The following is a 24,898-nucleotide window of genomic DNA, read 5'->3' as shown; positions in this document are numbered from 1 at the left end:
GCGGGGGGCGCGGGGCCGGTGGGGTGGGCGAGGCGCCTGATGTCTGCGGGGGGCGCGAGGGCTGCGGGGAGCGCGAAGGCTGCGAGGCGGCCGGGCCGCGCGGGGGCTGCGCGGGTTCAGCGCCGCGCGGGGCCTGTGCAGGGGGTGGGACCGCCGGGGTCGGTGGGGTCGTCGGGCGGGGCGGCACGGGAGCGCGCTGCGCTTCGGTACTCATCCGGCCCCCTGGTTCACATCCCGTACCGACCACGGATCACCGCCACCGCCAGGCGCGTTGGTGCTCGCGTGCCCGTCACTCTACGGGCTGCGGGCGCACGGCGGGGAACGGGACGCCCGGCCTCGGCTGATCTGCCCCGAACGTCCCCTACCCAGGGGTAGCGCTCTCTGGCAAGCTGCGGCCATGACTGCCCGCGCCGCTGACCGGACCCGGTACAACCGGGCCACCGCCCACCTCGACGCCCCGATCGCGATCGTCGATCTGGACGCCTTCGACGACAACGCCGACGATCTGGTGGCCCGGGCGGGCGGGAAGCCGATCCGGGTCGCGAGCAAGTCCGTGCGGTGCCGGGCCCTGCTGGAGCGGGTGCTCGCGCGCCCCGGATTCGCCGGGATCATGTCGTACACGCTGGCGGAGTCGTTGTGGCTGGCGCGCGCCGGGTTCGAGGACGTCCTGCTGGCGTATCCGTCGGCCGACCGGAGCGCCTTCGCCGAGCTGGCCGCCGATCCCAAGCTGGCCGCCGCGGTGACGGTGATGGTGGACGACCACGCCCAGCTGGAGCTGATCGACGCGTCCCGGGCCGGCGGGCAGGAGGAGATCCGGGTCTGCCTGGAGCTCGACACCTCGCTCCAGCTGCTCGGCGGCCGGATCAGGATCGGCGCCCTCCGTTCACCGCTGCGCTCCCCCGCGCAACTCGCCGAGCTGGCCCGCTCGGTGGCGCGCAGGCCGGGGTTCCGGCTGGTGGGGCTGATGGCCTACGAGGGTCATGTCGCCGGGGTCGGGGACTCGTTGGCGGGGCGGCCGTTGCGGTCCCGGGCGATCCGGCTGATGCAGGCGACCGCCCGTAAGGAGCTGGCGGCCCGCCGGGCCGAGGTGGTGCGGGCGGTCCGCGCGGTCGCCCCGGACCTGGAGTTCGTCAACGGCGGTGGCACCGGCAGCGTGCAGCACACGGCGGCCGAGGCCGCGGTGACCGAGATCGCGGCGGGTTCGGGGCTGTACGTGCCCCGCCTCTTCGACAACTACACGTCGTTCACCGCCCGCCCGGCGGCCCTGTTCGCCCAGCCCGTGGTGCGCCGGCCTGGCGTGGGCGTGGTGACGGTCCTCGGCGGCGGCTACCCGGCCTCCGGCGCGGCCGGGGCTGACCGCTCCCCGGTTCCGTACCTCCCGGAAGGGCTGCGCTACGACCCGCAGGAGGGCGCGGGCGAGGTCCAGACGCCGCTCCTGGGCTCCCCCGCCGACGATCTGCTGATCGGCGACAAGGTCTGGTTCCGGCACGCCAAGGCCGGTGAGCTGTGCGAGCGCTTCGACGCGCTCCAGCTGATCGAGGGTGACCGGGTCACGGCGACCGTGCCGACGTACCGGGGCGAGGGGAAGACCTTCCTCTGAGCCTGGACTGAGCGTGCTCAGGGGCCGATCGAGGAGCCCACACCGCCGCTCGTCGCGCTGTCCCCGACCGGGCGGATCGACCGCGTGATCGTGTCCATCAGGGAGACCGGCAGCTCCGGCCGGTCCGCGTCGAAGGCGAGCCGGACGATCACCGGGGTCTCGCTGCCCACCGTCGACGGGAAGGCCACCGACTGCACCACCCCGCCGGGGCCCTTCGCGGTGACGACCCGCCAGCGCACCAGGTACCCGGTGCGTCCGGCGACCGCGACCGGCTCCGCCTTGAGCACCTGGTGGGACGTGATGCCGCCGTGGGTGCGGCGGCCGAGGACGTCCTCCTCGTAGGCCTTGTCGGCGGCGGTGGTGATGTCGGCCTCCGCGATGGCCTTGGGGTCACTCTGGCCGGCCCGGGCGGTGCGGGTGGAGACAGTGCCCCGGTAGCAGAAGGACGCGGAGGTGCCGGGGCAGTCGTAGGAGACGGCGGTACGGATGGTGGGGGCGTCGTCAGAGGTGTTCTCCGGCTTCTCCCAGCCGTCGGGCACCGCAAGCGTGATCCCGTTGAGCTGGTCGACGAGGACGCCGGGGTCACCGTCCGGGCTGTCCTCCGGGGAGGGCGTCGCGGAGGTGGCGGGTGCGGTGGGGGCCGGGCCGGAGGCGGTCGGGCCGGGGGCCGTTCGCGTACCGCTGTCGTCGGGGCCCAGCAGGATGGCGGCGGTGACGGCCGCGCCCAGGACCAGCAGGCTCGACAGGGTGATCGTCAGGACGCGGGTACGGCTGCCGCCCCGGGGAGGCGGGGGTGTGGCCGGCGGCCCGAACGCCTGGGGCGCGTACCGCGGGTGCGCCGGCTCGTACGGTGCGGGGTGCGCGGCGGCGGGCGGGCGGGTGTGCGCGGTCCACGCCGTGCCGTCCCACCAGCGCTCGGTGCCGGGTGTCCCCGCGTCCGGGTACCAGCCGGGCGGCGTCGCGAAGCTCATGGGGCCACTTTAGGCGGCCTTCACAGCGTGTTCGAAGCGGTGACGGATCCGGGGTCGTCGGTGGACCGCCCGGTGCGGGAGAGCAGGTCGCGGGCGGGTCCGGTGGGGCGGTGGCCCGCCGGCCAGACGGCCCGCAGCTGGCGGCGCAGCCGTACGCCCGCGACCGGGATCTTGACCAGGCGGCGGGACGACAGCTCTTCGCCGAGGGCCAGTTCGCTCAGGACGCAGGGGCCGGCGCCGCTCTCCGCCGCGCCCTTCACGGCGGTCGTCGAGGAGAGCTCGAGCAACGGCTGGGCGAGACCGCCGTGGACGGCGAGGGCTGCGTCGAGGACCTGCCGGGTGCCGGAGCCCCGCTCGCGCAGGATCAGCGGGGTGGCGGCCAGTTCACCGGGGAGCAGCGGGGTGCGGCGGCGGGCCCACGGGTGGCTGGGGGCGACCACGACGACGAGCCGGTCGTGGGCGATGACGGTGCCGTCCAGGCCCTCCGGTATCGACAGGCCCTCCACGAAGCCCAGATCGGCCTCGCCGGTGACCAGCCGCCGGGCGACATCCGCCGAGTTGCCGACGAGGAGCGAGACGGCGGTGTCCGGGCGCTCGGCGCGCAGGGCGATCAGCCAGCCCGGCAGCAGGTACTCGGCGATCGTCATGCTGGCCGCGACCCGCAGCCGCGAGTCCCGGCGGTCCCGCAGCGCCTGCGCCCCCGCGTCGAACGCCTCGGCCGCCTCCACCACCCGGCGCGCCCAGTCGGTGACGAGCGCGCCCGCGTCGGTGAGCCGGGAGCCGCGCGGGGAGCGGTCGAGCAGGGCGACGCCGAGCTGCCGTTCCATGGAGCGGACGCGGCTGGAGGCGGCGGGCTGGGTGATGCCGACGTCCTTGGCGGCCCGCCCGAGGCTGCCGTGCCGGGCGACGGCGAGCAGCAGCTCCAGGGCTCCGAGGTCGGGGACCCGGTGGGAGAGCGGGGTGCGGGGGGCGTGGTCGTCGCTGGGCATAAAGCCAGCTTATGACCTCATAGGAACGGGGTCCCTGGTGGGCGGAGCCGGGCGCGCGAAGAATCGTGGCATGGCCATCTTTCCGCAGACCCGGACCGCTGAACCGCTCCTCCCTCGCGACGCGTGGACGGGCCCGCGACCGGTCGTGCGGCGGCTGCCGTCCCTGCGGCACATCGGCCCGAACTGGTACGCGAGCGTCATGGGCACCGCGATCGTGGCGAGCGCCGGGGCGGCGCTCCCGGTGGACGTGCCCGGTCTGCGCGGCGCGTGCACGGTGGTCTGGGCCCTGTCGGCCGTGCTGCTCGCCACCGTCCTCGCCGCCCGGGCCGGGCACTGGCTCCACCACCGCGACCAGGCCCGCGCCCACCTCCTGGACCCGGCCGTCGCCCCCTTCTACGGGTGCCTGGCCATGGCGCTGCTCGCGGTCGGCGGGGCCACGCTGACGGTGGGCGTGGACGTCATCGGCGTACGGGCCGCGCTCGCCGTGGACGTGGTGCTGTTCGCCGTGGGGACGGTGGTCGGTCTGGTGGCCGCCGTCGTGGTGCCGTACCTGATGGTCGTACGCCACCGTCCGGCGCCCGGGACCGCGTCGCCGGTATGGCTGCTGCCGCTGGTCGCCCCGATGGTCTCGGCCTCGCAGGGCGCCCTGCTGGTGCCTCATCTGGCGGCCGGGCAGGGGCGCGAGGCGCTGCTGCTGGCCTGCTACGCCATGTTCGGGCTCTCCCTGCTGGCCACGCTGGTGGTGCTGCCGCTCGTCTTCGCCCGGCTCGTCCACCACGGACCGCTGCCGCTCGCGCTGACCCCGACGCTCTTTCTCGTGCTGGGGCCGCTGGGCCAGTCGACGACCGCCGTCAACCAGCTGGCCGACGCGGCTCCGGGTGCGGTCGCGGGTCCCTATGCCTCGGCGTTCGGGGCGTTCGCGGTGCTCTACGGGGTGCCGGTGATGGGGTTCGCGCTGCTGTGGCTGGCGCTGGCCGGGGCGATGGTCATAAAGGCAACGCGTGACGGTATGGGGTTCGCGATGACGTGGTGGGCGTTCACGTTCCCTGTAGGGACGTGTGTGACGGGCGCGGCCGGACTGGCCCGGCACACCGGGCTGGACGCCCTCACGTGGCTGGCCGTGGGGCTGTACGTGTTCCTGGTGGTGGCGTGGGCGGTGGCGGGGGCCCGGACCGTGGGCGGGGTGGTCAGCGGAGCGCTGACGGCAGCTCCCGTGCCGCCTGGAGCAGCGACGGCCCGTACCAGGTGAGCAGCCGGCCGTCGACGAGGGCGGCGGGCAGGCCGGGGAAGGCCTCGGGCCCGTCGTCGGCGGTGAAGCGGTACGGCTCGTCCGGCAGCACGACCAGCTCGGCGCCGGACGCGTTCAGCTCGTCGAGCGGGATGCGCGGGTAGCGCTCGGCGTGGTCCGCGTACACGTTGCGCACCCCGAGGCGGGCCAGCAGGTCACCGGCGAAGGTGTCGCGGCCGAGCACCATCCAGGGGCGGCGCCAGACCGGGACGACGGCGGGGCGCGGGCTCGCGGAGGGGCCGGGCAGCGCGGCCCAGGCCTCCTCGGCCTCGTCGAGCCAGCGGGGGCGGGTCAGGCCGCAGCCGGTGGTGAGGACCCGGTCCAGCTCGGTGAAGGCCTGGTCCAGGGTGCGGATCTCGGTGACGAGGACGTCGAGCCCGGCCTCCCTGAGCGCGGCGAGGTCGGGGGCGCGGTTCTCCTCCTCGTTGGCGATGACGAGGTCGGGCGCGAGGGCGGCGATGGCGTCCACGTCCGGGTTCTTCGTACCGCCGATCCGGGCGGCGGTGAGGCCTTCGGGGTGCGTGCACCAGTCGGTGACGCCGACGAGCAGCCCGGGGGCGGTGACGGCGACCGCCTCGGTGAGGGACGGGACCAGGGAGACGACACGCAAGGGCATGGTGGGATCCCGGCCCTCAGCGGCGCGAGTCGTACGTCGCATCGATGTGCTCCGCGACCGCGACCAGCAGCAGCCGGGTGCCGGGCAGGGTGGCCCGCCAGCGGTGCCGTACGCCGCCGGAGAGGAACAGGGTGTCGCCCCGCTCCAGCCGGTACGCCTGGCCCTCGGCCTCGACCTCGGCGGCGCCCTCGACGACGTACATCAGCTCGTCGTTGCGGTGCTGGAACTCGCGCCCGAGGTCCTGCTCCCCGGTGAACTCCAGGGCGCTGAGCTGGTGGCGCCCGCGCACCACACGGCGTACGCCGTCGCCCTCCTCACCTCGTACGACATCGACCGCGCGTGCCGAGTCGGCGGCGGCCCGCAGGCGTGAGGTGGTGGTCTCCAGGGCCTCGGCGACCCGGTCGAGGGAGCGGGCGCTGGGGCGGGCGCGCTCGTTCTCGATCTGGCTGAGGAAGGGCACGGAGAGCCCGCTGCGCTCGGCGACCGCGGCCAGCGTGAGGCCCAGGGTGCGGCGCCGACGGCGGACCGCGGCACCGACCCGCGGTGTGTCCTTGTCGTCCATGTCCGGGCTCCCTCCCACCTCAGCCATCCTCCCGGCTGCCAGCACCTTACGCACATGGTTGCGCGAGACGGCCGGTAATCGGCCCCCGGACAGCCGGAAGGGGTGGGCCCCGCCCGACGGAGGCACCCACCCCTCACCTGCGCTTTTTCTACCCTGGAACCCCTACTGGGGTGCCATGGTGTCCGCGATGCCCGGATTTTCGTCCATCCAGGCCTTCACGGCTTCCTCCTCGTGACCCGCGCCGCGCTTCTGGATCTCGTTCTCCAGGCCGCCGAGCTGCTTCTCGTCCAGCTTGAAGTTCTTGAACCACTTGGTCAGCTGCGGGTACTGCTTCGGGAACTCCTTGGAGGCGATGGTGTGCAGCCGGTCGCCGTCACCGAACGTCTTCTTCGGGTCCTTCAGCTTGGTCATGCCGTACTCGTTGTACGCCCAGTGCGGGGTCCAGAGCAGGACGGCGATGGGCTCCTTCTTGGCGTACGCCCGCTTCAGCTCGGCGAGCATGCCGGGCGTGGAGGAGTCCAGGACCTTGTACTCCTTGTCCAGGCCGTAACTCGGCAGGACGTTCGTCTTGAGGTTCTCCATGGTGGCGGTGCCGGGCTCGATGCCGACGATCCGGCCCTTGAAGTCGGAGCCCTTGCCCTTGAGGTCGTCGAGGGTCTTGACGTCCTTGACGTAGTCGGGGACGGCGACCTCGATGGAGGTCGGCCCGTACCAGGAGCCGAGGTTGCTCAGCTTGTCGCCGTACTTGTCCCAGTAGTTCTTCTGGGTGTACGGCAGCCAGCCGTCGAACTGCACGTCGATCTGGCCGCGCGACATGGCGGCGTACATCGGACCGACCTCGAACTGCTTGAGGTTGATCTTGTAGCCGCGCTCCTCCAGGACCGCCTTCCACAGGTACGTGGCGGCGATGTCCTCCTCCCAGGGGAACCAGGCGACCTCGACCGGGCGCTTGCGCTCGTCGTCACCACCGGCCGCCTGGGCGCCCTTCGGGGCGGGCGACCATTTGTCGGCGACGCCCGGGTTGTCCTTCAGCCAGGTGCGGACGGCGTCCTGCTCCTTGCCGGAGCCGCTCTTCTGGATCTCGGCCTCAAGGCTGGTGAGCTGCTTCTCGCTCATCTTGAAGTCCTTGAGCCACTTGGCGACCGTGGGGTTCTCCTCGGTGAAGCCCTTGCGCGCCAGGGTGTGGATGCCGTCGCCCTTGCCCCAGAGACCCTTGGGGTCCTTGAGCTTGGTGAGGTCGAAGTCGTTGTACGCCCAGTGCGGCGACCAGAGCGGAACGACGATCGGTTCCTTCTTGGCGTACGCGCGCTTCAGCTCGGCCAGCATGGACGGCGTGGAGCCGTCGATGAGCTTGTACTCCTTGTCGAGGCCGTAGCCCGGCAGGAGCTTGTCCTTGAGCAGGCCCATCTCACCGGCGCTCGGCTCGATGCCGACGATCCGGCCCTTGAACTCGGAGGCGCGCCCCTTCAAGTCCTCCATGGACTTGACGTCCTTCATGTACGCGGGGACCGCGAGCTCCAGCGAGGTGGGGGCGTACCAGGCGCCCATGTCCTCCAGGCGGTCCTGGTACTTCTTCCAGTAGCTGGCGTGGGTGGTGGGGAGCCAGGAGTCGGTCTGGAAGTCGATCTGGCCGTTGGCCATGCCGGTGTAGAGCGCGCCGGCCTCGTACTGCTTGACGTCGACCTCGTAACCGCGCTGCTCCAGCATCTCCTTCCAGAGGAAGGTGGAGGCGATGCCCTCGTCCCACGGGATGTAGCCGATGGAGATCTTCTTGCCGTCGCCGACCTGCGCGTCCGCGCCGGACGCGGTGTTCTTGGCGGAGCCGCCGAAGATGCCCATGCCGCCCGCGACGAGCGCGAGGGCCACGATGCCGGCGACCGCGACGACGGGCTGCGGGCGGTAGGCCCAGATCTTCCAGCCCTCGACGGACGCCTGCGCCTTGGCGGCGGCGCGGCGGCCCAGCGGGGAGACCTCGCGACCGAGCGCGCCGGTCATCCGGTCCAGATACATGGCGAGGATGACGATGGAGATGCCCGCCTCGAAGCCGAGGCCGACGTCGATGTTGCCGATGGCGCGGTAGACGGAGCCACCGAGGCCGCCGCCGCCGACCATGCCCGCGATGACGACCATGGACAGGCCCAGCATGATGACCTGGTTGATGCCCGCCATGATCGTGGGCAGGGCGAGCGGCAGCTGGATGCGCAGCAGGGTGTTGCGCGAGGTGGTGCCGAAGGCCTCGGCCGCCTCGACGAGTTCGCCGTCGACCTGGCGGATGCCGAGTTCGGTCATCCGGACGCCCGGGGGCAGCGCGAAGATGATGGTGGCGATGATGCCGGGGACCACGCCGACGCCGAAGAAGATGACGCCGGGGATCAGGTAGACCATGGCGGGCATGGTCTGCATGAAGTCGAGGACCGGCCGGACCACCGCGCTGACGGTCTTGGACCGGGAGGCCCAGATGCCGAGCGGTACGGCGATGAGCAGCGTGACGAGGGTCGCGACGAGTACCAGCGTGAGCGTGTCCATCGCCTCGGCCCACAGCTCGACGGAGTCGATGAGGGCGAATCCGACGAAGGCCAGCAGCCCGGCCGGCAGACCGCGCAGCCACCAGGCGATGATCGCGACGATGCCCGCGAAGAGGAGCGGGTGGGGGGCGGAGAGTACGGCGGCTATGCCGTCGAACATGCCGCTGACGATGGAGCTGATCGCGTCGAACAGCCAGGCGAGGTGGGTCTGGAGCCAGTCGACGGCGGAGTCGACCCATTCGCCGAGAGGGAGCCTAAACACTGGCCACCTTCTTCACGGCATCGTTGTCAGGGAGCGTCTTGTGCGCTGCCCCGGAGCCCTTGGACATCCCGGAGTCCTTGGATGCCCCGGAGTCCTTGAGGGCCTCGGTGGGTGTCATCGGGTCGCCGAGCACGGCGAGCAGCCGAGCGCTGGGGACGACGCCGACGAGCTTGCCCTTGGCGTCGGTGACGGCCACCGGGTCCGCGCTCTGCGAGCAGGGGGTGAACAGCTCGATGATCGGCGTGGACTCCGAGACCGTGGCGGGGGCCGCGGCGAGGACGTCCTGCGGGGTGCGCAGCTCCTTGCCGTCGGTCGTGGTGGAGCCCATGACGGTGTGCGGCTCGGCCATGATGGCGCCCGCGGTGAGGACCCGGGAGCGGTCGACGTCCTGGGTGAAGGAGGCGACGTAGTCGTTGGCCGGGGTGACGAGGATGTCCTCGGCGGTGCCGAGCTGGACGATCCTGCCGTCGCGCATCACGGCGATCCGGTCGCCCAGGCGCATGGCCTCGTTGAGGTCGTGGGTGATGAAGACGATGGTCTTCTTCAGCCGCTTCTGGAGCTCCAGGAGCTGGTCCTGCATGTCGCGCCGGATCAGCGGGTCGAGCGCGCTGAAGGACTCGTCCATGAGGAGCAGGTCGGCGTCGGTGGCCAGCGCGCGGGCGAGGCCGACGCGCTGCTGCATACCGCCGGAGAGCTCGTCGGGCCAGGAGTTCTCCCACCCGGCGAGGCCGGTCAGCTCCAGGGCCTCGGTGGCACGCCTGATCCGCTCGGAACGGGGTACCCCTTGGACCTCCAGGCCGTACGCGGCATTGTCCAGGACACTGCGGTGGGGGAAGAGCGCGAAGTGCTGGAAGACCATGCTGATCTTGGTGGAGCGCACGTTCCGCAGATCGCGGGGGCTCAGGGCGGTGAGGTCCTGGTCGTCGAAGAGCACGCGTCCGGCGGTGGGTTCGAGCAGCCCGTTGAGCATCCGGAGCAGCGTGGACTTGCCCGAGCCGGACAGGCCCATCACGACGAAGATCTGGCCCGGCTCCACCGTGAAGGAGGCGTCGATCACCGCTGCGGTCGTTCCGTCGGCGCGGAGCTCGTCGCGGTCGGTGCCGCTCTCGAGCTTTCGCACGGCTTGATCGGGTCGTCGGCCGAACACTTTGTACAAGTTCTCGGCTTGCAGCCTGGACACATACACCTCACGGGTTGAACTGAAAAACGGTCTGCCACCCCCGCCGGCAGACCGTGGAACGGTGCGGGTTCGGTCCGCATGGCACGTGCACTAGTTGAAAATGCGACGTGGTCCGCTCCGGTGCCGCGCCTGCCCGTCCTTACACAGGCCAAACGCAACAGTGATCCAGGTCACTGACCTGGGCGTTCTTCGGTCACCGGGAGCCATCGACGGCGACTGTCAGTGGTGTGGGGCATCATCGGTTCCGTGACGCGACGCCTGATGCTCCTCGACACCGCCTCCCTCTACTTCCGCGCCTACTTCGGCGTCCCCGACTCGGTGCGCGCGCCGGACGGGACCCCGGTCAACGCCGCGCGCGGCCTCCTCGACTTCATCGCCCGCCTGGTGCAGGACCACCGGCCGGACGAGCTGGTCGCCTGCTGGGACAACGACTGGCGTCCGCAGTGGCGGGTGGACCTGATCCCGACGTACAAGGCGCACCGGGTGGCCGTCGAGACGCCCGCGGGGCAGAGTGACGAGGAGGAGATCCCCGACACGCTCTCCCCGCAGGTCCCGATCATCGAGGACGTGCTGGCCGCGCTCGGGATCGCCCGCGTCGGCGTCACGCCGTACGAGGCGGACGACGTGATCGGCACGCTCACCGCCCGGGCGACCGGGCCCGTGGACATCGTGACCGGCGACCGCGACCTCTATCAGCTGGTCGACGACGCCCGGCGGGTGCGGGTGCTCTATCCCCTCAAGGGCGTCGGCACGCTCCAGATGACCGACGAGGCGTGGCTCCGCGAGAAGTACGGCGTGGACGGCGCGGGCTATGTGGACCTGGCCCTCCTCCGCGGCGACCCGAGCGACGGGCTCCCGGGCGTGCCCGGCATCGGCGAGAAGACGGCGGCGAAGCTGCTGGACGCGTACGGGGACCTGGCCGGGATCATGGCGGCGGTGGACGACCCCAAGGCGAAGCTCACCCCCTCGCAGCGCAAGCGGCTGGACGAGGCGCGGGACTACGTGGCGGTCGCGCCGAAGGTCGTGCGGGTGGCCCAGGACGTGCCGCTGCCCGACTTCGACCCGGCGCTGCCGCGCGAGCCCCGCGACCCGGCCGCGCTGGAAGCGCTTGCCGGGCAGTGGGGGCTGGGCGGGGCGCTTCAGCGACTCCTCACCACACTCCAGGCCTGAGGTGTTAACTTAGGCATACCTAAGTCATCGGGGCCGGAGGTGTCCGGCCCCGTGCGCCGATACGTACGCCGCGCACCCGTCCACCGACGAGCGGGCCCGTACGTCACAACCCAGGGAGTACCTCGTGGCAGAGCGGCCGGCCCGGCAAGGACCCAAGGCCCAGGGGGCGCAGGTCGTGCGCACCGAGCAGATCACCCCGCACATGGTGCGCGTGGTCCTCGGCGGCGAGGGGCTCGCCGACTTCTCCCTGGACGGCTTCACCGACCACTACATCAAACTGTGCTTCGCGCCCGAGGGCGCCGACTACGCGCACCCGTTCGACATCGCCGCCATCCGTGAGAGCCACCCGCGCGAGCTGTGGCCCACGACCCGTACGTACACGATCCGCTCCTGGGACCCGGTGGCCCGGGAGATGGCCGTCGACTTCGTCGTCCACGGCGACGAGGGCCTCGCCGGACCGTGGGCGCAGCGCGCCCAGGTGGGCGAGCAGGTCACCTTCCTCGGCCCCGGCGGCGGTTACGGGCCGCAGGCCTCGGCCGGCTGGCACCTCCTGGCCGGCGACGAGAGCGCCCTCCCGGCGATCGCCGCGTCGCTGGAGCAGATGCCGGCGGGCGCCCTGGTGCACGCGTTCGTCGAGGTGCCGGACGCCTCCGAGGAGCAGAAGATCGTGACGCCCGACGGGGTGGCCGTGACCTGGCTGCACCGCGGCGACCGGCCGGTCGGCGAGCTGCTGACCGCGGCGGTGAAGGAGCTGGACTTCCCCGAGGGCGAGGTCCAGGCGTTCGTGCACGGGGAGGCGGCCTTCGTGAAGGAGATCCGCCGCTACCTGCGCGTGGAGCGGCAGATCCCGCTCGCCCAGCTGTCGATCTCCGGCTACTGGCGCCTCGGCCAGAACGACGACGCCTGGCGCGCGGTCAAGCGCGAGTGGAATGAGCAGGTGGAGCGCGAGCAGGAGGGCCCGGCAGCGGCCGCGTAAGACTTCCGCAAGACCGCACCCGACCCCGTCCGCCGTCCCCGGCGGGCGGGGTCTCTGCGTGCCTGCGGGACCGGCATGCGGCAGGAAGCAGGGTCAGACGCCGGGAGGAGCACCTCCGCCGGCCACCGGCCCGCCCGCCGCCCGCGACTCGTAGCGCTGGACCGAGACATCCTCGTGCGCCAGCCTGCGCAGCGCGCCGAACATCGCCTCCCCCAGCACCGTCCCGACGACCACGCTCTCCACCAGCTCCTCCCGGGCGACCTGGCGCTGTACGTAGTCGAGGTCGGCGCGGGCGATCTCCTCGGCCGCGTCGGCGTAGACCTCCAGCAGGTCCACCAGACCGCCGTGGCCGACCCGCCGCAGCGCCGCGATCACCCCCGCCAGCGACTCGGCGGCCGTCGTTCCCTCGCTCACCTGCCAGCCGCGCCGCCCGACCAGCGCGGCCACCTCCTCGCGGGCCTGCTCCAGCTCCGGGCCGCTCTCGCCCTCCTCCAGCGGTGTGACCCCCTTCGCCGCCGCGCCGAGCACCTTGATCACCGGCTGTGCGGGGTCGTCCGCGGCCTCCAAGACCTCGCCGATGGCGGCGAGCGAAAGGCCGCCCACCTCCAGCAGGACCCGGATCAGGCGCAGCCGCCGCTCATGGCCGGGTCCGTAGTCCGCCTGGTTGGGGCTGGTCAACTCGCCGGGCGGCAGGAGCCGTTCCCGTACGTAGTACTTGATCGTCGGCACCGGCACCCCGGACCTGCGACTCAATTCACCGATGCGCACCGCGTGTTCGCCTTTCCGCCCTTGCCAGATCGGACCACCATCATAGATAGTGCCGCTACCGGATAGCGGCGAGTACCACTATCCATACAGCTCTCAGGGGGTCCTTCATGTCGTCATGGCGTTCCTGGCATCGCCCGTTAACCGTCTTCTCCGCCGTGATGGCCCTCGGGGCCCTCTTCTCCGCCGTCGGCCTCGTGGTCGACGACCGGATCCTGGTGGGCGCCCCGATCTGGGCGAAGCCGTTCAAGTTCTACCTCTCCTTCACCGCCTACGGCCTGACCCTGGCCTGGATGCTCGCGCAGACGACATGGGGGCGCCGGACCGGCTGGTGGGCGGGGAACGTGGTGGTCCTCACCGCCCTGGTCGAGATGGTGATCATCACCGGACAGGTCATCCGCGGGAAGCGCAGCCACTTCAACGCCGAGACCCCGTTCGACACGAACCTGTACACGGTGATGGGCCTCACCATCGTCGTCCTGTGGGCGGCCACCCTGGTCATCGCCGTCCTGCTGCTGCGCACCCGGCTCGCCGACCGGGCGACGGCCTGGGCGATCCGGGGCGGTGTGCTGATCGCCCTGGTGGGCGCGGGACTCGGCTTCCTGATGGCGCAGCCGACCGCGGAGCAGCGGGCCGCCGGGAACCTGGACACCGCCGACGCGATCGGCGCCCACTCCGTCGGTGTGCCGGACGGCGGGCCCGCGATGCCGCTGACCGGCTGGTCCACGACCGGCGGCGACCTGAGGATCCCGCACTTCGTGGGCATGCACGCGCTCCAGCTCCTCCCGCTGTTCCTCATCGCCCTGGTCCTGCTCGCGCCCCGGATCGCCCGGCTGGGCGACGCACGGGTGCGGCTGCGGCTCGTGCGGGTGGCGACCGTCGGGTACGCCGGCCTCGTCGCGCTGACCACCTGGCAGGCCCTGCGCGGGCAGCCCCTGATCCACCCGGACACGGCCACGTTCCTAGCCGCCGGCGTGTTGCTGGCGGCGGTGGCCGCCGGGGTGGGGGCGGCGCTGCGCACCACGCCCGCGCCCGACCCCGTATCCGTACCCGCCGAACCGGCTTCCGACAGCAAGGAGTTCACGGCATGACCGGCACCCTCTTCGAGATCACGTTCTATCTGGCCGCGCCCTTCTGGCTGCTGATGATCCTCGCCCCCCGCTGGTCCGTCACCATCCGGATCGCCTCCTCACCGCTCACGGTCCTGCCGCTCCTCGCCGTCTACACCGTCCTGGCCGTTCAGGTCTTCCCGGAGCTCTGGACGGCGGTGAGCAGCCCGGACATCGACACCTTCCGGGAGCTGGCGGCGCTGGCCGAGGGCGCCGGAGCCCTGTGGGCGCAGGTGATCGCCTGGGATCTGCTGGTCGGCCAGTGGATGTTCCTCCAGAGCCGGAAGCTGGGGCTCTCCCCCTGGCTGATGGGCCCGCTGCTCGTGTTCACGATCCTGCTCTCGCCGTTCGGGCTGCTCGTCTTCCTCGCGCTGCGCGCCGTCCGGCAGGGCGCGGGCCGGCGGGGCGTGGGCCGGCCGCGGGAGCAACGCGGCTGAATCGCGCCGCTGCGTCGCCCGGCCGAGCGGGACCGGTTCTGGAAAGATCGCGGGCACTGGACCAATCCGCACGGCCGTCGGCTCCGAATCAATCCCGGAAGCGATGACGTCCCGGGAGGAAACCCGCGTGAACCAAGCCGTACAGATGAGCGGCGTGCCCTCGCCGGAGCCTGACTTGCAGGAACTCATGGTGCTGGTCGCGCGCGGGGACCAGGACGCCTTCGCCAAGGTGTACGACGCGGTCTCCGGGCCCGTGCTCGGCCTCGTACGCAGTGTCCTGCGCGATCCGGCCCAGTCGGAGGAGGTCGCCCAGGAGGTCCTGGTCGAGGTGTGGCGTACCGCGCCGCGCTTCCAGTCCTCCCGGGGCAGCGCGATGAACTGGGTGCTGACCCTCGCCCACCACCGTGCCGTCGACCGGGTCCGCTCGGCGGAGGCGTCGGCGGCCCGCGAGCACAAGGCGGCGCTCCTGGACCGGACGCCCGCCTTCGACGAGGTCTCCGAACAGGTGGAGACGCGGCTGGAGAGAGAGCAGGTACGCCGCTGTCTGCGGACGCTGTCCGAACTCCAGCGGCAGTCCGTCACCCTGGCCTACTACCGGGGCCTGACCTACCGTGAGGTGGCGGAACTCCTCACCGTGCCGCTGGGCACCATCAAGACACGACTCCGCGACGGCCTCATCCGGCTGCGCGACTGCCTGGGGGTGAGCGCATGACCACGGCCGATCTGCACACGCTGACCGGGGCCTATGCCCTGCATGCGCTGCCGGAGGACGAGCGCCGCGAGTTCGAGCGGCATCTGAGCGACTGCGAGGCCTGCACCCAGGAGGTGCGGGAGCTGTCGGCCACGGCCGCCCGGCTCGGTCTCGCCGCCGCCGAGTCCCCGCCGCGCGAGCTGCGCGAGAGGGTGCTGCGGGAGATCACGACCGTACGCCAGGCGATCCCGTCGCACGGCAGACGAGGACGGACGGTCAGCACCGGCCGGACCGGCCGCTGGACCACCTACGCGCTGGCCGCCTGCATCGCGGCGGCGGCCGCCTTCGGCGGGGTGGCGGTGTGGCAGAACCAGGTGGCGCAGGACGCCCGCCAGGAAGCGAACCAGGCCACGCAGCGGAGTGAGCAGCTGGCCCAGGTGCTCTCCGCGCCCGACGCGAAGACCAGCTCCGGCGAGCTGACCGGCGGCGCTCGCGGCACCGTCGTCGTCTCGCAGCAGGAGAACCGGGCGGTGTTCCTCGCCTCGGGGATGGAGCGGCCGCCGAGCGGCAAGGTCTACCAGATCTGGTTCAACGACGAGGGCACGATGCGTTCGGCCGGTCTGATGGACCCCTCGGCCAGCGATGACGCGGTGCTGCTGGACGGGCCCGTGGACCAGGCGACGGGCATGGGCATCACGGTCGAACCGGCGGGCGGATCGGCCGAACCGACGTCCGACCCGGTGGCCCTGATGGACTTCCCGACCGCCTGACCGCTCGCTTACCCCCCTCTGCAAGGAGCATGCGTTCCATGAACGTCGCGGTGGTGCTGTTCACCTCCGATCTGCGTCTGCACGACAACCCGGTGCTGCGTTCCGCCCTGCGGGACGCGGACCGGGTCGTCCCGCTCTTCGTCCGGGACGACGCCGTCCACCGGGCCGGGTTCGACGCCCCCAACCGGCTCGCGTTCCTCGCCGACTGCCTGGCGGACCTGGACGCCGGACTACGGAAACGGGGCGGCCGGCTCATCGTCCGTACGGGCGCGGTGGCGAAGGAGGTGCGCCGGCTGGTCGAGGAGACCGGGGCGGGGGCGGTGCACATGGCCGCCGGGGTGAGCGGGTACGCGGCACAGCGTGAGGAGCAGCTGCGTACCGCCCTGGCGGACAGCGGCTGTGAGCTGCGCATCCATGACGCGGTGGTCACCGCGCTCGCTCCGGGCCGGGTGGTCCCGGCGGGCAAGGACCACTTCGCGGTGTTCACCCCGTACTTCCGCCGTTGGGAGGCGGCGGGGGTACGGGGCACACTGACCGCACCCCGCACGGTCCGGCTGCCGGACGGTGCGCTCTCCTCCGACCCGCTCCCCGCCCGGGACGACGTCAAGAACGTCTCGCCCGGCCTGGCCGAGGGCGGCGAGCAGGCGGGCCGCAAGCTGGTGACGTCCTGGCTGAAGGGCGACATGGGCGACTACGCCGACGGCCACGACGATCTCGCCGGGGACGCCACCTCCCGGCTCTCCCCGCACCTCCACTTCGGTACGGTCTCCGCCGCCGAACTGACCACCCGGGCCCAGGAGAAGGGCGGACCGGGCGGCGACGCCTTCGTCCGGCAGCTGGCCTGGCGCGACTTCCACCACCAGGTCCTCGCAGCCCGCCACGACGCCTCCTGGTCCGACTACCGGCCGCGCCAGGACCGCTGGCGCTCGGACGAGGACGAGATCACCGCATGGAAGACCGGGCACACCGGCTACCCCGTGGTGGACGCGGCGATGCGGCAGCTGGCGCACGAGGGATGGATGCACAACCGGGGCCGGCTGCTCGCAGCGAGCTTCCTCACCAAGACGCTGTACGTGGACTGGCGCGTCGGCGCCCGGCACTTCCTGGAGCTGCTGGTCGACGGCGACATCGCGAACAACCAGCTCAACTGGCAGTGGGTCGCGGGCACGGGGACGGACACCCGTCCCAACCGGGTGCTCAACCCGGTGACCCAGGCCAAGCGCTACGACCCGCGCGGCGATTACGTACGGCGGTGGGTGCCGGAGCTGGCGGAGGTGAAGGGGTCCGCGGTCCACGAGCCGTGGAAGGTGAAGGACACGCTCGACTACCCGGATCCGGTGGTGGACCTGGGCGAGGCGCGGGCCCGGTTCGAGAAGGCGCGCGGGCTGGACTGAGGGCCTGTACGTGTGAGCGCGCACAGGCCCCCTCAGGGGTCATCCGCGCGGCGGCCGGGGGAAGAACCCGCTGGTCCGGGCCTGGTACTCGGCGAACCCGGGGCGGTCGGCCATATGGCGCTCCAGCAGGGCCGCCCCGCTCCCCTTGGTCAGCAGGAACGTCATCACCAGCGGGGCCACGACCGTCGCGGCGGCGGCAGCGGGTGCCTGGCAGACGAAGAGGAACAGGCCCCACCAGACAAGGAAGTCACCGAAGTAGTTCGGGTGCCGGGTCCATGACCACAGGCCCCGGTCCATGATCTTCCCCTTGTTGGCGGGGTCGGCCTTGAACCGGGCGAGCTGGTGGTCCCCGATCCCCTCGAAGGCGAGCCCGACCGCCCACAGGACGGCACCCGCCCAGGCCCACCACACCAGCGGCCCGGTCAGATAGTGCGCGGCCTGGACCGGCAGCGAGACCAGCCAGACCAGCGCGCCCTGGAGGAGGTAGACCTTGCGCAGGGCGTAGAGCTGGGGGTTGCCGGGGGCCTTGGCGAGCATCTTCTCGTAGCGCGGGTCCTCCCCGTGGCCGCGCCCGCGCCGCCCGATGTGAACGGCGAGCCGCACCCCCCAGACCACGGTCAGCACGGTCACGACCAGCCGCCGCATGTCATCGCCCTCCCCCGCCGAGAGGCCGTACGAGACGAGGGCGACGGCGGCGAAGCCGAGGCCCCAGGCGACGTCGACGATGCGGTGGACGCCCTTCTTGAGGGCGATGGCGAAGGTGGCCAGCATGACGGCGAGGGCGGCGCCGGCCGCGCCCGCGAGCCCGCTCGCGAACGCGGCCCAGGCGAAGCCGCTCACCGGCCCGCTCCGTACCAGCCGGCCCGGGTGGGCTCCATCGCGGCCTTCCCCGCCCGGTCGGGCCGTACGCAAAGGATCTGGTCGACGCCCATGCGCCGTTCCTCGAACGCGAGGGCGCCGCCGACAAGGTAGAGCCGCCAGACGCGCGCGGTCTCCTCCCCCACCAGCGCGACGAACTCCGCCCACCGCTCCTCCAGCGTCCGCCGCCAGGCGTCCACGGTCAGGACGTAGTGCTCGCGTAGCGCTTCCACGTCCCGCACTTCGAGGCCGGAGCCCTCCAGCAGACCGACGGTCTCCCCGACGGGCCGCATGTGCATGTCCGGGGCGATGTACGACTCGATGAACGCGCCGCCGCCCGGGGCGTTGGCGCCGCGCGACATCTGCTGGACCAGCACCCGGCCCTGCGGACGCAGGGAGTCATGCAGGATGCGGGTGAAGGCGGGGTACTCGGCGTCCCCGACGTGCTCGCCCATCTCGATGGTGGAGACGGCGTCGTACGTGCCCCGGGTCTCCGGCCGCTCCGCGATGTCCCGGTAGTCGATGTTGAGGACCTCGACGAGCTCCTCCAGACCGCGTGCCGTGACCTGCTCCCGTACGTACGCGGCCTGTTCGGCGGCGAGCGTGACGGCGGTGACCCGGACACCGTGGTGCTGGGCCGCGTGGAGGGTCAGCGAGCCCCAGCCGCAGCCGATGTCCAACAGGCGGGCACCGGGCCGCAGTCCGAGCTTGCGGCAGATCAGCTCCAGCTTGTCGCGCTGGGCGTCGGCGGGGCCGTAGCCGGGGGCGTCGCTGGTCCAGTAGCCGCAGGAGTACGCCATGGTCTCGTCGAGGAGCAGGGCGTAGAAGGCGTTGGACAGGTCGTAGTGGTGGCTGATCGCCGCCCGGTCGCGGGCCTTGCTGTGCAGCGCCCCGCGCAGCCCGGCCCGGGCCGCCGGGACCGGCGGGCGGGGTCCTACGGCGCCGAGGCGCAGGGCGGTGCCCGCGGCGCTGAGGCGGTCGGCGAGGGAGGGCGCGGGCGGGGTGAGGCCGCGTTCGGCGACCGCGCGGCGCATGGCGCGCAGCCCGTCGCCGAGGTCTTCGTCGAGGTCGATCTCGCCGGTGATGTACGCCTCCGCCAGGCCGAGTTCGCCCGGCTCCCAGAGCAGGCGGCGCAGGGCGCGCCGGGAACGTACATGGACCGTGGGGGCGTCCTCGGGCCCGGCCTCGCTGCCGTCCCACATCCGGACCCGGACCGGCAGCCCGCCGCCGAGCAGCCGCTCGGCCAGGGGTTCGAGGCGCTGGGCGGCGCCGGTGGGGGTGCGGCGGGCGGAGGGCTTCGCAGGCGGCCTGTTGGCGGTGGTGGTCACGGGGTCTCCGGCTGAGTCGGTTCACGGGTCAGGAGCAGCTGCTGCACATCGAGGTAGCCGGAGCGGAAACCCGCCTCCGAGTAGGCCAGGTAGAAGGTCCACATCCGGCGGAAGACGGCGTCGAAGCCGAGGTCGTCGACCTCGGCGGTGCGCTCGGTGAACCGTTCGCGCCAGAGGCGGAGCGTCTCGGCGTAGTGCGCGCCGTAGCCGATGCGCTGGGCGGTCCGCAGCCGGGTGTGCTCGGTGGTGACCCGTTCGATCGCCTCGGTGGAGGGCAGCAGCCCGCCCGGGAAGATGTACTTGTGGATCCAGGTGTACGTGGAGCGGCTGGCGCGCAGCCGGTCGTCCGGCATGGTGATGGCCTGGAGGGCGACCCGGCCGCCGGGGGCGAGCAGCCGGTCCAGCGTCTGGAAGTAGACGGGCCAGAACTCCTCGCCGACCGCCTCGATCATCTCGACGCTGACGATGGCGTCGTAGTCGCCGGTGACCTGCCGGTAGTCGCAGAGCCGGACCTCGACCCGGTCGGCGAACCCGGCCTCGCGGATGCGCGTACGGGCCAGCTCGCGCTGTTCGGCGGAGAGGGTGACGGTGGTGACGCGGGCGCCCCGGGCGGCGGCCCGGAGGGCGAGTTCGCCCCAGCCGGTGCCGATCTCCAGGAGCCGGGTGCCCTCGCGGACCCCGGCGGCGTCCAGCAGCCGGTCGATCTTGCGGTGCTGGGCGGCGGGCAGGAGGGCCTGCTCGGCGGGGAAGCCGCGGAAGACGGCGGAGGAGTAGGAGAGCGTCTCGTCCAGGAAGAGGGCGAAGAGGTCGTTGGAGAGGTCGTAGTGGTGGCTGATGTTGTCCCGTGAGCCCTCGGGGGTGTTGAGCTGGGCGGAGGGCTTGCGCAACGCCCACAGGGAGCGCAGCCGTTGCAGCGGGGCGGGGACCAGTTCGGCCGCGTTGTCGGCGAGGACGGTCAGAACGGCGACGAGGTCGGGGGCGTCCCACTCACCGGCCATGTAGGACTCGCCGAAGCCGATGAGCCCGCTCGCGCCGATCCGGCCGAAGAAGGCGTCGGGGTCGCGGATGTCCATGAGCGGCCCGCCGAGGCCGATGTCCTCCACGCCCGCGAGCCGGGCGCGCAGGGGGAGCTTCGCGAGCGCGCGGCGGACGATGCGTTCCGCGACGGCGGTCCGGGCGCGGGAGGCGCGGGGCCGGGTCACGATGTCGGGCCAGCGTTCGGGGTCGGTGGCGGGAGACTGCGGTCCGGCCGGTCCGTGGTCGTGGCCCCGCTGCGCGGGGACGGGTGCTGCCGGGTCGGGGGTCCGGTCTGCCGGCAGCTGGTGGGTGGGCGCGGTCACTGCATGCCTTCCTGTGGGCGGTGCTGGGGACGGGGCTGCACGGGGAGGCCGCGCAGGTAGAGCCGGATGCCGTGCAGCCGGATGGCGAGAGAGACGGCGACGGTGGAGAGGGGGTGACGCAGGGCGAGGCTGGCCAGCGCCCGGGGGGTGGCCCGGCGGCGGGTGCCCCGTACGGTCGCGGTGAACGGGCGGGCCCCGTCGCGCTCCAGATGGACGCTCAGGTCCAGCCGGTCGCCGGGCTCGGGCAGCCGCATCCGGTACCCGCCGTCGACGGGGAAGAACGGCGAGACGTAGAACTCCTTGCCGGTCGTGGCACGGTGCTCGGCGTCCGGGTGCAGCAGATAGCCGTGCCGCTCCCCGTACGTGTTGTGCACCTCGGCCACGACACAGAGCGGGGAGCCGTCGGCGCGGCGGCACCAGTAGACGGTGAGCGGGTTGAAGACATGGCCGAGGACGCGGGCCTGGGTGAGCATGGTGACGGAGCCGTCGGCGAGGTCCACCCCACGGGCTTCCAGGAACCGGCTCAGCCCGGCCCGGATGGTGGGCGCGGTCCCGCCGAAGTGGTCCCGCGCCTCGAACCGGGCCAGCGGCCGCAGGGCGCGCGGCAGCCGGGGCGGGGCGTCCGGGTCGATGAGCCACAGGTAGGTCCGGTGCCGCAGCGCGTACCTGCTGGGCTTGGTCCGTACGTGCGTGATGGTGCACGGATACAGGGCGGCCCCGCTCACCACGTCACCCCCAGGGCGGCGGCGGCCTCGGCCCCGGAGCGGCAGCCGTCCTCGTGGAAGCCCCAGCCGTGGTACGCCCCGGCGAAGGCGGTGACAGGCCCGGAGAGAGCGGGCAGCCGGGCCTGGGCGGACACCGACTCCGGGGTGTAGACGGGGTGCTCGTAGACCATGCGGGCCCGTACGGAACCGGGGTCGACCCGGTCGGAGCCGTTCAGCGTGACGACGAAGGTCTCGGGTGCGTCGAGCCTCTGGAGCCGGTTCATGTCGTAGCTGACGGTGACCCGGTCCGCGTCGGCGGCGCAGGAGGGCATCAGGTAGTTCCAGGAGGCCCTGGCGCCCCGGCTGCGGGGCAGCAGCGTGGTGTCGGTGTGCAGGAGCGTCGGGTTCCGGGAGTACGTGAAGGCGCCGAGCGTGTCGCGTTCGGCGTCGGTCGGGTCGGCCAGCAGCCGGAGCGCCTGGTCGGGGTGGGTGGCGATGACGACGGCGTCGTACGGCGTGGTCGTGCCGTCCTCGGTGGTGAGCTCGACGCCGTCCGCGTGGCGGGTGATGGCCCGGACCGGGGTCGCGATGTGGACGGCGGTGAGCTGCTTGACGACCCGCTCGACGTAGGCGCGCGAGCCGCCGGTGACGGTCCGCCAGACCGGGGAGCCGCCGATGGTGAGCATGCCGTGGTGGGCCAGGAACGCGAAGAGGTAGCGGGCCGGGTAGCGCAGGGCGGTGACCGGGTCGCAGGACCAGACCGCGGAGACCATGGGGGTGAGGAAGTGGGCGTGGAAGTACGGGGAGAAGCGGCCGCGCCGGGCGAACTCCCCCAGCGTCATGTCGGTGGCCGGGCTCTCCGGCAGCTCCAGCAGGGCGCGGGCGGCACGGTGGAAGCGGGTCACCTCGGCGAGCATCCGCAGATACGGGCCGCGGAGGGCCGAGCGGGGCTGGGCGAAGAGTCCGGCGGGCCCGCGGGCGCCCGCGTACTCCAGGCCGCACCCTTCGCACCGTACGGACATCGACATCTCCGACTCCTGGGTGGCGACGCCCAGTTCGTCGAAGAGCCGCAGCAGGTGGGGGTAGGTCCGCCGGTTGTGCACGATGAAGCCCGAGTCGACGCGGTGCACCCTGCCGTCGGAGGCCGCCAGCTCATGCGTGTGAGCGTGGCCGCCGACGCGGTCGTCCCCCTCGTACAGCGTGACGTCGTGCGCCCTACGCAGAACATGGGCGGCGGTCAGTCCCGCGACCCCGCTCCCCACCACGGCTGTCCGCCGCCGCTCCCGTGCCATCCCGGTCTCCCTCCGGCCCTGCCTGCTGCGCTGTTCGGAGCAGTACGGAGACGCTCCTCGCACTCCATTCGTCGCAGGCCGCCGGAAGGATTGGTCGATGATCGGAACTAACTCGATCGAGTGAATGCCCCCACCGGACCAATCCGCGGGGAGCCCCGCGCCGAATCCCTTACGTGAGAGCAGATCGGAACACTCCGCGGACGGACGGGGCCCTCGGGTCCCGGCGGTCCCGCCCGGCGCGCGCCACGTTCGCCGCGCCCGGCGGCCGGGCCACCGGGCCGTGCGCCCGGTGCGCCGCCCCCTCGCCCTCCGCGCCCCACGTGCACCGGCCGGCGCCGGTCACCGCGGTGGGCGGGGCGGGCCGGCGGCCCGTCCTGTCGGCCGACCCGGTCTGCGATGCGGTCGGCGGCGGCAGCGCCGCCCGGACGGCCGGGGAGCCGTTCGTGCGGTGCGCCGCCACCGGTCGGGGGCGCCGGGCCGGCCGCAGGAGCGAGGCGGCTCCTGGTCGGACGACCGGCTCCGGCACCGGGTCCGTCTCCCGCGGCTGGGAGACGGACCACGGAACGGCTCGTGGATCGGATCGCGGAACGCCGGACGCCGCCCCGCACCACCTCTCGCCACCACCCCTCCCCCTCCCCCACCCCTGAGCACCGTTCACCCCTCCCCTCCCGCTCAGTACCTTCGATCCAGGAGACACACCATGAACACCCTCCACTTCCGTCGCACCGCCGTCGCCGTGGCCGCCGCGGCCGTCCTGCCGCTGGCCCTGACCGCCTGCTCCTCGGGCGACTCCTCCAAGGACTCGGCGGCGGGCTCGACCCCCAGCGCGGCCGCGTCGACGAGCGCCTCGGCCGACGACTCCATGACCACGGACAAGCCGTTCGGCCCGGGCTGTGCGTCCGTGCCGCAGGACGGCGCGGGCTCGTTCGACGGCATGGCGAAGGACCCGGTCGCGACGGCCGCGTCGAACAACCCGGAGCTGTCGACGCTGGTGACCGCCGTGAAGCAGGCCGGTCTGGTCGACACGCTGAACAACGCCGAGAACATCACGGTGTTCGCCCCGACCAACGACGCCTTCGCCAAGATCCCGAAGGCCGACCTGGACGCGCTGCTGGCGGACAAGGCCGAGCTCACCAAGGTCCTCACCTACCACGTGGTGGGCGAGAAGCTGACGCCGAAGCAGCTGGAGAAGGGCTCCTTCGACACGCTGGAGAAGAGCAAGCTGACGACGGCCGGTTCGGGCACGGAGTACACCGTGAACGACACCTCGAAGGTCGTCTGCGGCAACGTCCCGACCGCCAACGCGACGGTGTACATCGTCGACTCGGTCCTGATGCCCCCGAAGTAGCCGCACGGGCGTGACAAGGGCGGTGGGCCGCGGGAAATCCCGGCCCACCGCCCTTCGTCGTCTGCTCGCCCTCGCGGAACGCCTGAACAGCGGGACATCCAGGGGTGCACATAAGGGACAGATAAGAGCAGAATAGACATATGGGTGCCTGGCGCACACTCCGCACGGCGTCGGGGCCCGCAGGACCGAAGGAGACGAAATCTCATGAGCAACGTCTCAGACGCCAGGAGTGGCATCCGGGGTGACATGGCGGGCCACCCCGACGCCTCCGAAATGAGCGCACGGTACGACAGGATGATGGGCGGCCGCGACGTGGCCCTGGTGGACGCGCCGGTGTTCCTCGTCGGCCTCTACTGCGCCGTCTCCCCCTGGGTGCTCCACTTCACGGCCAGCCAGCCCGCCCTGGTGACGCACAACCTGGTGATGGGTATCGCGATCGCCGTCCTGGCCCTCGGCTTCACCATGATGCCGGAGCGCATGTACGGCCTGAGCTGGGCGATGTGCGCGATCGGTGCGTGGGTGATCGTGTCGACCTGGGTGGTCGGGAGCAGCCCCGACGCCGGAGTGATCGTCAACAACATCATCGTCGGCGGCCTGACGGTACTGCTGGGCCTGGTCTGCGCCGGAGCGGCGATGAGAAGCCGCACAACATCCAGCCCCTCCGGCGTTTGAGGAGCGGGGTCCGGGACGGAGCCCCGCCTCACCCCAGCCCCTCCGGCGTTT

23 protein-coding genes are annotated in these 24,898 nt (G+C 72.4%); 11 read left to right on the top strand and 12 right to left on the bottom strand.

The features are described from left to right. Window positions 1-397 precede the first annotated feature (397 nt). Complete coding sequence (locus tag R2B67_RS30640) at window positions 398-1,600, top strand: amino acid deaminase/aldolase (RefSeq protein ID WP_317822523.1); 1,203 nt, start codon at window positions 398-400, stop codon at window positions 1,598-1,600. A gap of 17 nt (window positions 1,601-1,617) precedes the next feature. Here R2B67_RS30640 and R2B67_RS30635 read toward each other — a convergent pair whose 3' ends face one another. Both R2B67_RS30635 and R2B67_RS30630 read right to left on the bottom strand, forming a co-directional pair. Beyond that, window positions 1,618-2,571 (bottom strand): DUF2510 domain-containing protein, encoded by a 954-nt coding sequence (locus R2B67_RS30635; RefSeq protein WP_317822522.1) that lies wholly within the window; start codon window positions 2,569-2,571, stop codon window positions 1,618-1,620. Window positions 2,572-2,591: 20 nt separating this feature from the next. Further along, window positions 2,592-3,560: a LysR family transcriptional regulator gene (locus R2B67_RS30630; protein WP_317822521.1), complete on the bottom strand. Its 969-nt coding sequence runs from the start codon at window positions 3,558-3,560 to the stop codon at window positions 2,592-2,594. Window positions 3,561-3,630: 70 nt separating this feature from the next. Between R2B67_RS30630 and R2B67_RS30625 the strand changes: the two genes are divergently transcribed. Continuing rightward, a complete protein-coding gene (locus R2B67_RS30625; protein ID WP_317822519.1) occupies window positions 3,631-4,809 on the top strand; it encodes a TDT family transporter in 1,179 nt (392 codons plus the stop codon). On the opposite strand, the gene R2B67_RS30620 is transcribed toward R2B67_RS30625, so the two are convergent. The 4 genes from R2B67_RS30620 to R2B67_RS30605 form a co-directional block, all read right to left on the bottom strand. Further along, window positions 4,748-5,458, bottom strand: coding sequence for a helical backbone metal receptor (locus R2B67_RS30620; RefSeq protein WP_317824997.1), 711 nt, complete (start codon window positions 5,456-5,458; stop codon window positions 4,748-4,750). The genes R2B67_RS30625 and R2B67_RS30620 overlap by 62 nt on opposite strands. 22 nt (window positions 5,459-5,480) lie before the next feature. Next, complete coding sequence (locus R2B67_RS30615; RefSeq protein WP_317822517.1) at window positions 5,481-6,026, bottom strand: helix-turn-helix domain-containing protein; 546 nt, start codon at window positions 6,024-6,026, stop codon at window positions 5,481-5,483. A gap of 162 nt (window positions 6,027-6,188) precedes the next feature. Further along, the gene (locus R2B67_RS30610) at window positions 6,189-8,813 is read right to left on the bottom strand and encodes an ABC transporter permease/substrate binding protein (RefSeq protein WP_317822516.1); all 2,625 of its coding nucleotides are present in this window, start codon (window positions 8,811-8,813) and stop codon (window positions 6,189-6,191) included. Further along, window positions 8,806-9,993: a quaternary amine ABC transporter ATP-binding protein gene (locus tag R2B67_RS30605; protein ID WP_317822515.1), complete on the bottom strand. Its 1,188-nt coding sequence runs from the start codon at window positions 9,991-9,993 to the stop codon at window positions 8,806-8,808. Before R2B67_RS30605 ends, R2B67_RS30610 begins: the two co-directional genes overlap by 8 nt. 261 nt (window positions 9,994-10,254) lie before the next feature. On the opposite strand from R2B67_RS30605, the gene R2B67_RS30600 reads away from it, so the two are divergent. Both R2B67_RS30600 and R2B67_RS30595 read left to right on the top strand, forming a co-directional pair. Next, on the top strand, window positions 10,255-11,163 hold the full coding sequence (locus R2B67_RS30600; RefSeq protein ID WP_317824996.1) for a 5'-3' exonuclease: 909 nt from the start codon (window positions 10,255-10,257) through the stop codon (window positions 11,161-11,163). Window positions 11,164-11,287: 124 nt separating this feature from the next. Beyond that, a complete protein-coding gene (locus R2B67_RS30595; protein ID WP_030570292.1) occupies window positions 11,288-12,139 on the top strand; it encodes a siderophore-interacting protein in 852 nt (283 codons plus the stop codon). A 93-nt stretch (window positions 12,140-12,232) separates the two neighbouring features. Here the strand turns inward: R2B67_RS30595 and R2B67_RS30590 are convergent, their stop codons facing one another. Beyond that, entirely contained in the window at window positions 12,233-12,907 is a 675-nt protein-coding gene (locus R2B67_RS30590; RefSeq protein WP_317822513.1) for a MerR family transcriptional regulator, read from the bottom strand. A gap of 158 nt (window positions 12,908-13,065) precedes the next feature. Between R2B67_RS30590 and R2B67_RS30585 the strand changes: the two genes are divergently transcribed. The 5 genes from R2B67_RS30585 to R2B67_RS30565 all read left to right on the top strand — a co-directional run bounded on the left by R2B67_RS30585 (window position 13,066) and on the right by R2B67_RS30565 (window position 17,305). After that, window positions 13,066-13,995: an LTA synthase family protein gene (locus tag R2B67_RS30585; protein ID WP_317822512.1), complete on the top strand. Its 930-nt coding sequence runs from the start codon at window positions 13,066-13,068 to the stop codon at window positions 13,993-13,995. After that, the gene (locus R2B67_RS30580) at window positions 13,992-14,450 is read left to right on the top strand and encodes an ABA4-like family protein (protein ID WP_317822511.1); all 459 of its coding nucleotides are present in this window, start codon (window positions 13,992-13,994) and stop codon (window positions 14,448-14,450) included. The genes R2B67_RS30585 and R2B67_RS30580 overlap by 4 nt, the downstream gene beginning before the upstream one ends. A gap of 103 nt (window positions 14,451-14,553) precedes the next feature. After that, window positions 14,554-15,162 carry a sigma-70 family RNA polymerase sigma factor gene (locus R2B67_RS30575; RefSeq protein WP_018515328.1) on the top strand — a complete coding sequence of 203 codons (609 nt, stop codon included), beginning with the start codon at window positions 14,554-14,556 and terminating at the stop codon, window positions 15,160-15,162. Then, window positions 15,159-15,911 (top strand): anti-sigma factor, encoded by a 753-nt coding sequence (locus R2B67_RS30570; protein ID WP_317822509.1) that lies wholly within the window; start codon window positions 15,159-15,161, stop codon window positions 15,909-15,911. The genes R2B67_RS30575 and R2B67_RS30570 overlap by 4 nt, the downstream gene beginning before the upstream one ends. Before the next feature lie 38 nt (window positions 15,912-15,949). Continuing rightward, window positions 15,950-17,305 (top strand): cryptochrome/photolyase family protein, encoded by a 1,356-nt coding sequence (locus R2B67_RS30565; RefSeq protein WP_317822508.1) that lies wholly within the window; start codon window positions 15,950-15,952, stop codon window positions 17,303-17,305. Window positions 17,306-17,344: 39 nt separating this feature from the next. Here the strand turns inward: R2B67_RS30565 and R2B67_RS30560 are convergent, their stop codons facing one another. From R2B67_RS30560 to R2B67_RS30540, 5 genes are read right to left on the bottom strand one after another with little or no spacing between them, the layout of a single operon-like run. Continuing rightward, window positions 17,345-18,145: a DUF1295 domain-containing protein gene (locus tag R2B67_RS30560; protein ID WP_317822506.1), complete on the bottom strand. Its 801-nt coding sequence runs from the start codon at window positions 18,143-18,145 to the stop codon at window positions 17,345-17,347. Continuing rightward, the gene (locus R2B67_RS30555; protein WP_317822505.1) at window positions 18,142-19,491 is read right to left on the bottom strand and encodes a class I SAM-dependent methyltransferase; all 1,350 of its coding nucleotides are present in this window, start codon (window positions 19,489-19,491) and stop codon (window positions 18,142-18,144) included. Before R2B67_RS30555 ends, R2B67_RS30560 begins: the two co-directional genes overlap by 4 nt. Then, the gene (locus R2B67_RS30550) at window positions 19,488-20,831 is read right to left on the bottom strand and encodes a class I SAM-dependent methyltransferase (RefSeq protein WP_381074515.1); all 1,344 of its coding nucleotides are present in this window, start codon (window positions 20,829-20,831) and stop codon (window positions 19,488-19,490) included. Before R2B67_RS30550 ends, R2B67_RS30555 begins: the two co-directional genes overlap by 4 nt. Further along, window positions 20,828-21,556, bottom strand: a complete 729-nt coding sequence (locus R2B67_RS30545; protein WP_317822504.1) for a DUF1365 domain-containing protein — start codon at window positions 21,554-21,556, stop codon at window positions 20,828-20,830. The genes R2B67_RS30550 and R2B67_RS30545 overlap by 4 nt, the downstream gene beginning before the upstream one ends. Further along, entirely contained in the window at window positions 21,553-22,827 is a 1,275-nt protein-coding gene (locus R2B67_RS30540; protein ID WP_317822502.1) for an NAD(P)/FAD-dependent oxidoreductase, read from the bottom strand. Before R2B67_RS30540 ends, R2B67_RS30545 begins: the two co-directional genes overlap by 4 nt. 700 nt (window positions 22,828-23,527) lie before the next feature. Between R2B67_RS30540 and R2B67_RS30535 the strand changes: the two genes are divergently transcribed. Continuing rightward, a complete protein-coding gene (locus tag R2B67_RS30535; RefSeq protein ID WP_237325020.1) occupies window positions 23,528-24,175 on the top strand; it encodes a fasciclin domain-containing protein in 648 nt (215 codons plus the stop codon). 204 nt (window positions 24,176-24,379) lie between these two features. Further along, complete coding sequence (locus R2B67_RS30530) at window positions 24,380-24,847, top strand: SPW repeat protein (RefSeq protein ID WP_317822501.1); 468 nt, start codon at window positions 24,380-24,382, stop codon at window positions 24,845-24,847. The last annotated feature ends 51 nt before the right edge of the window (window positions 24,848-24,898 follow it).

This window comes from Streptomyces cyaneofuscatus, assembly GCF_033109485.1.
In the GTDB taxonomy this organism is placed as follows: Bacteria; Actinomycetota; Actinomycetes; order Streptomycetales; family Streptomycetaceae; genus Streptomyces; species Streptomyces cyaneofuscatus.
This window is presented reverse-complemented; position numbering and strand designations above follow the sequence as displayed.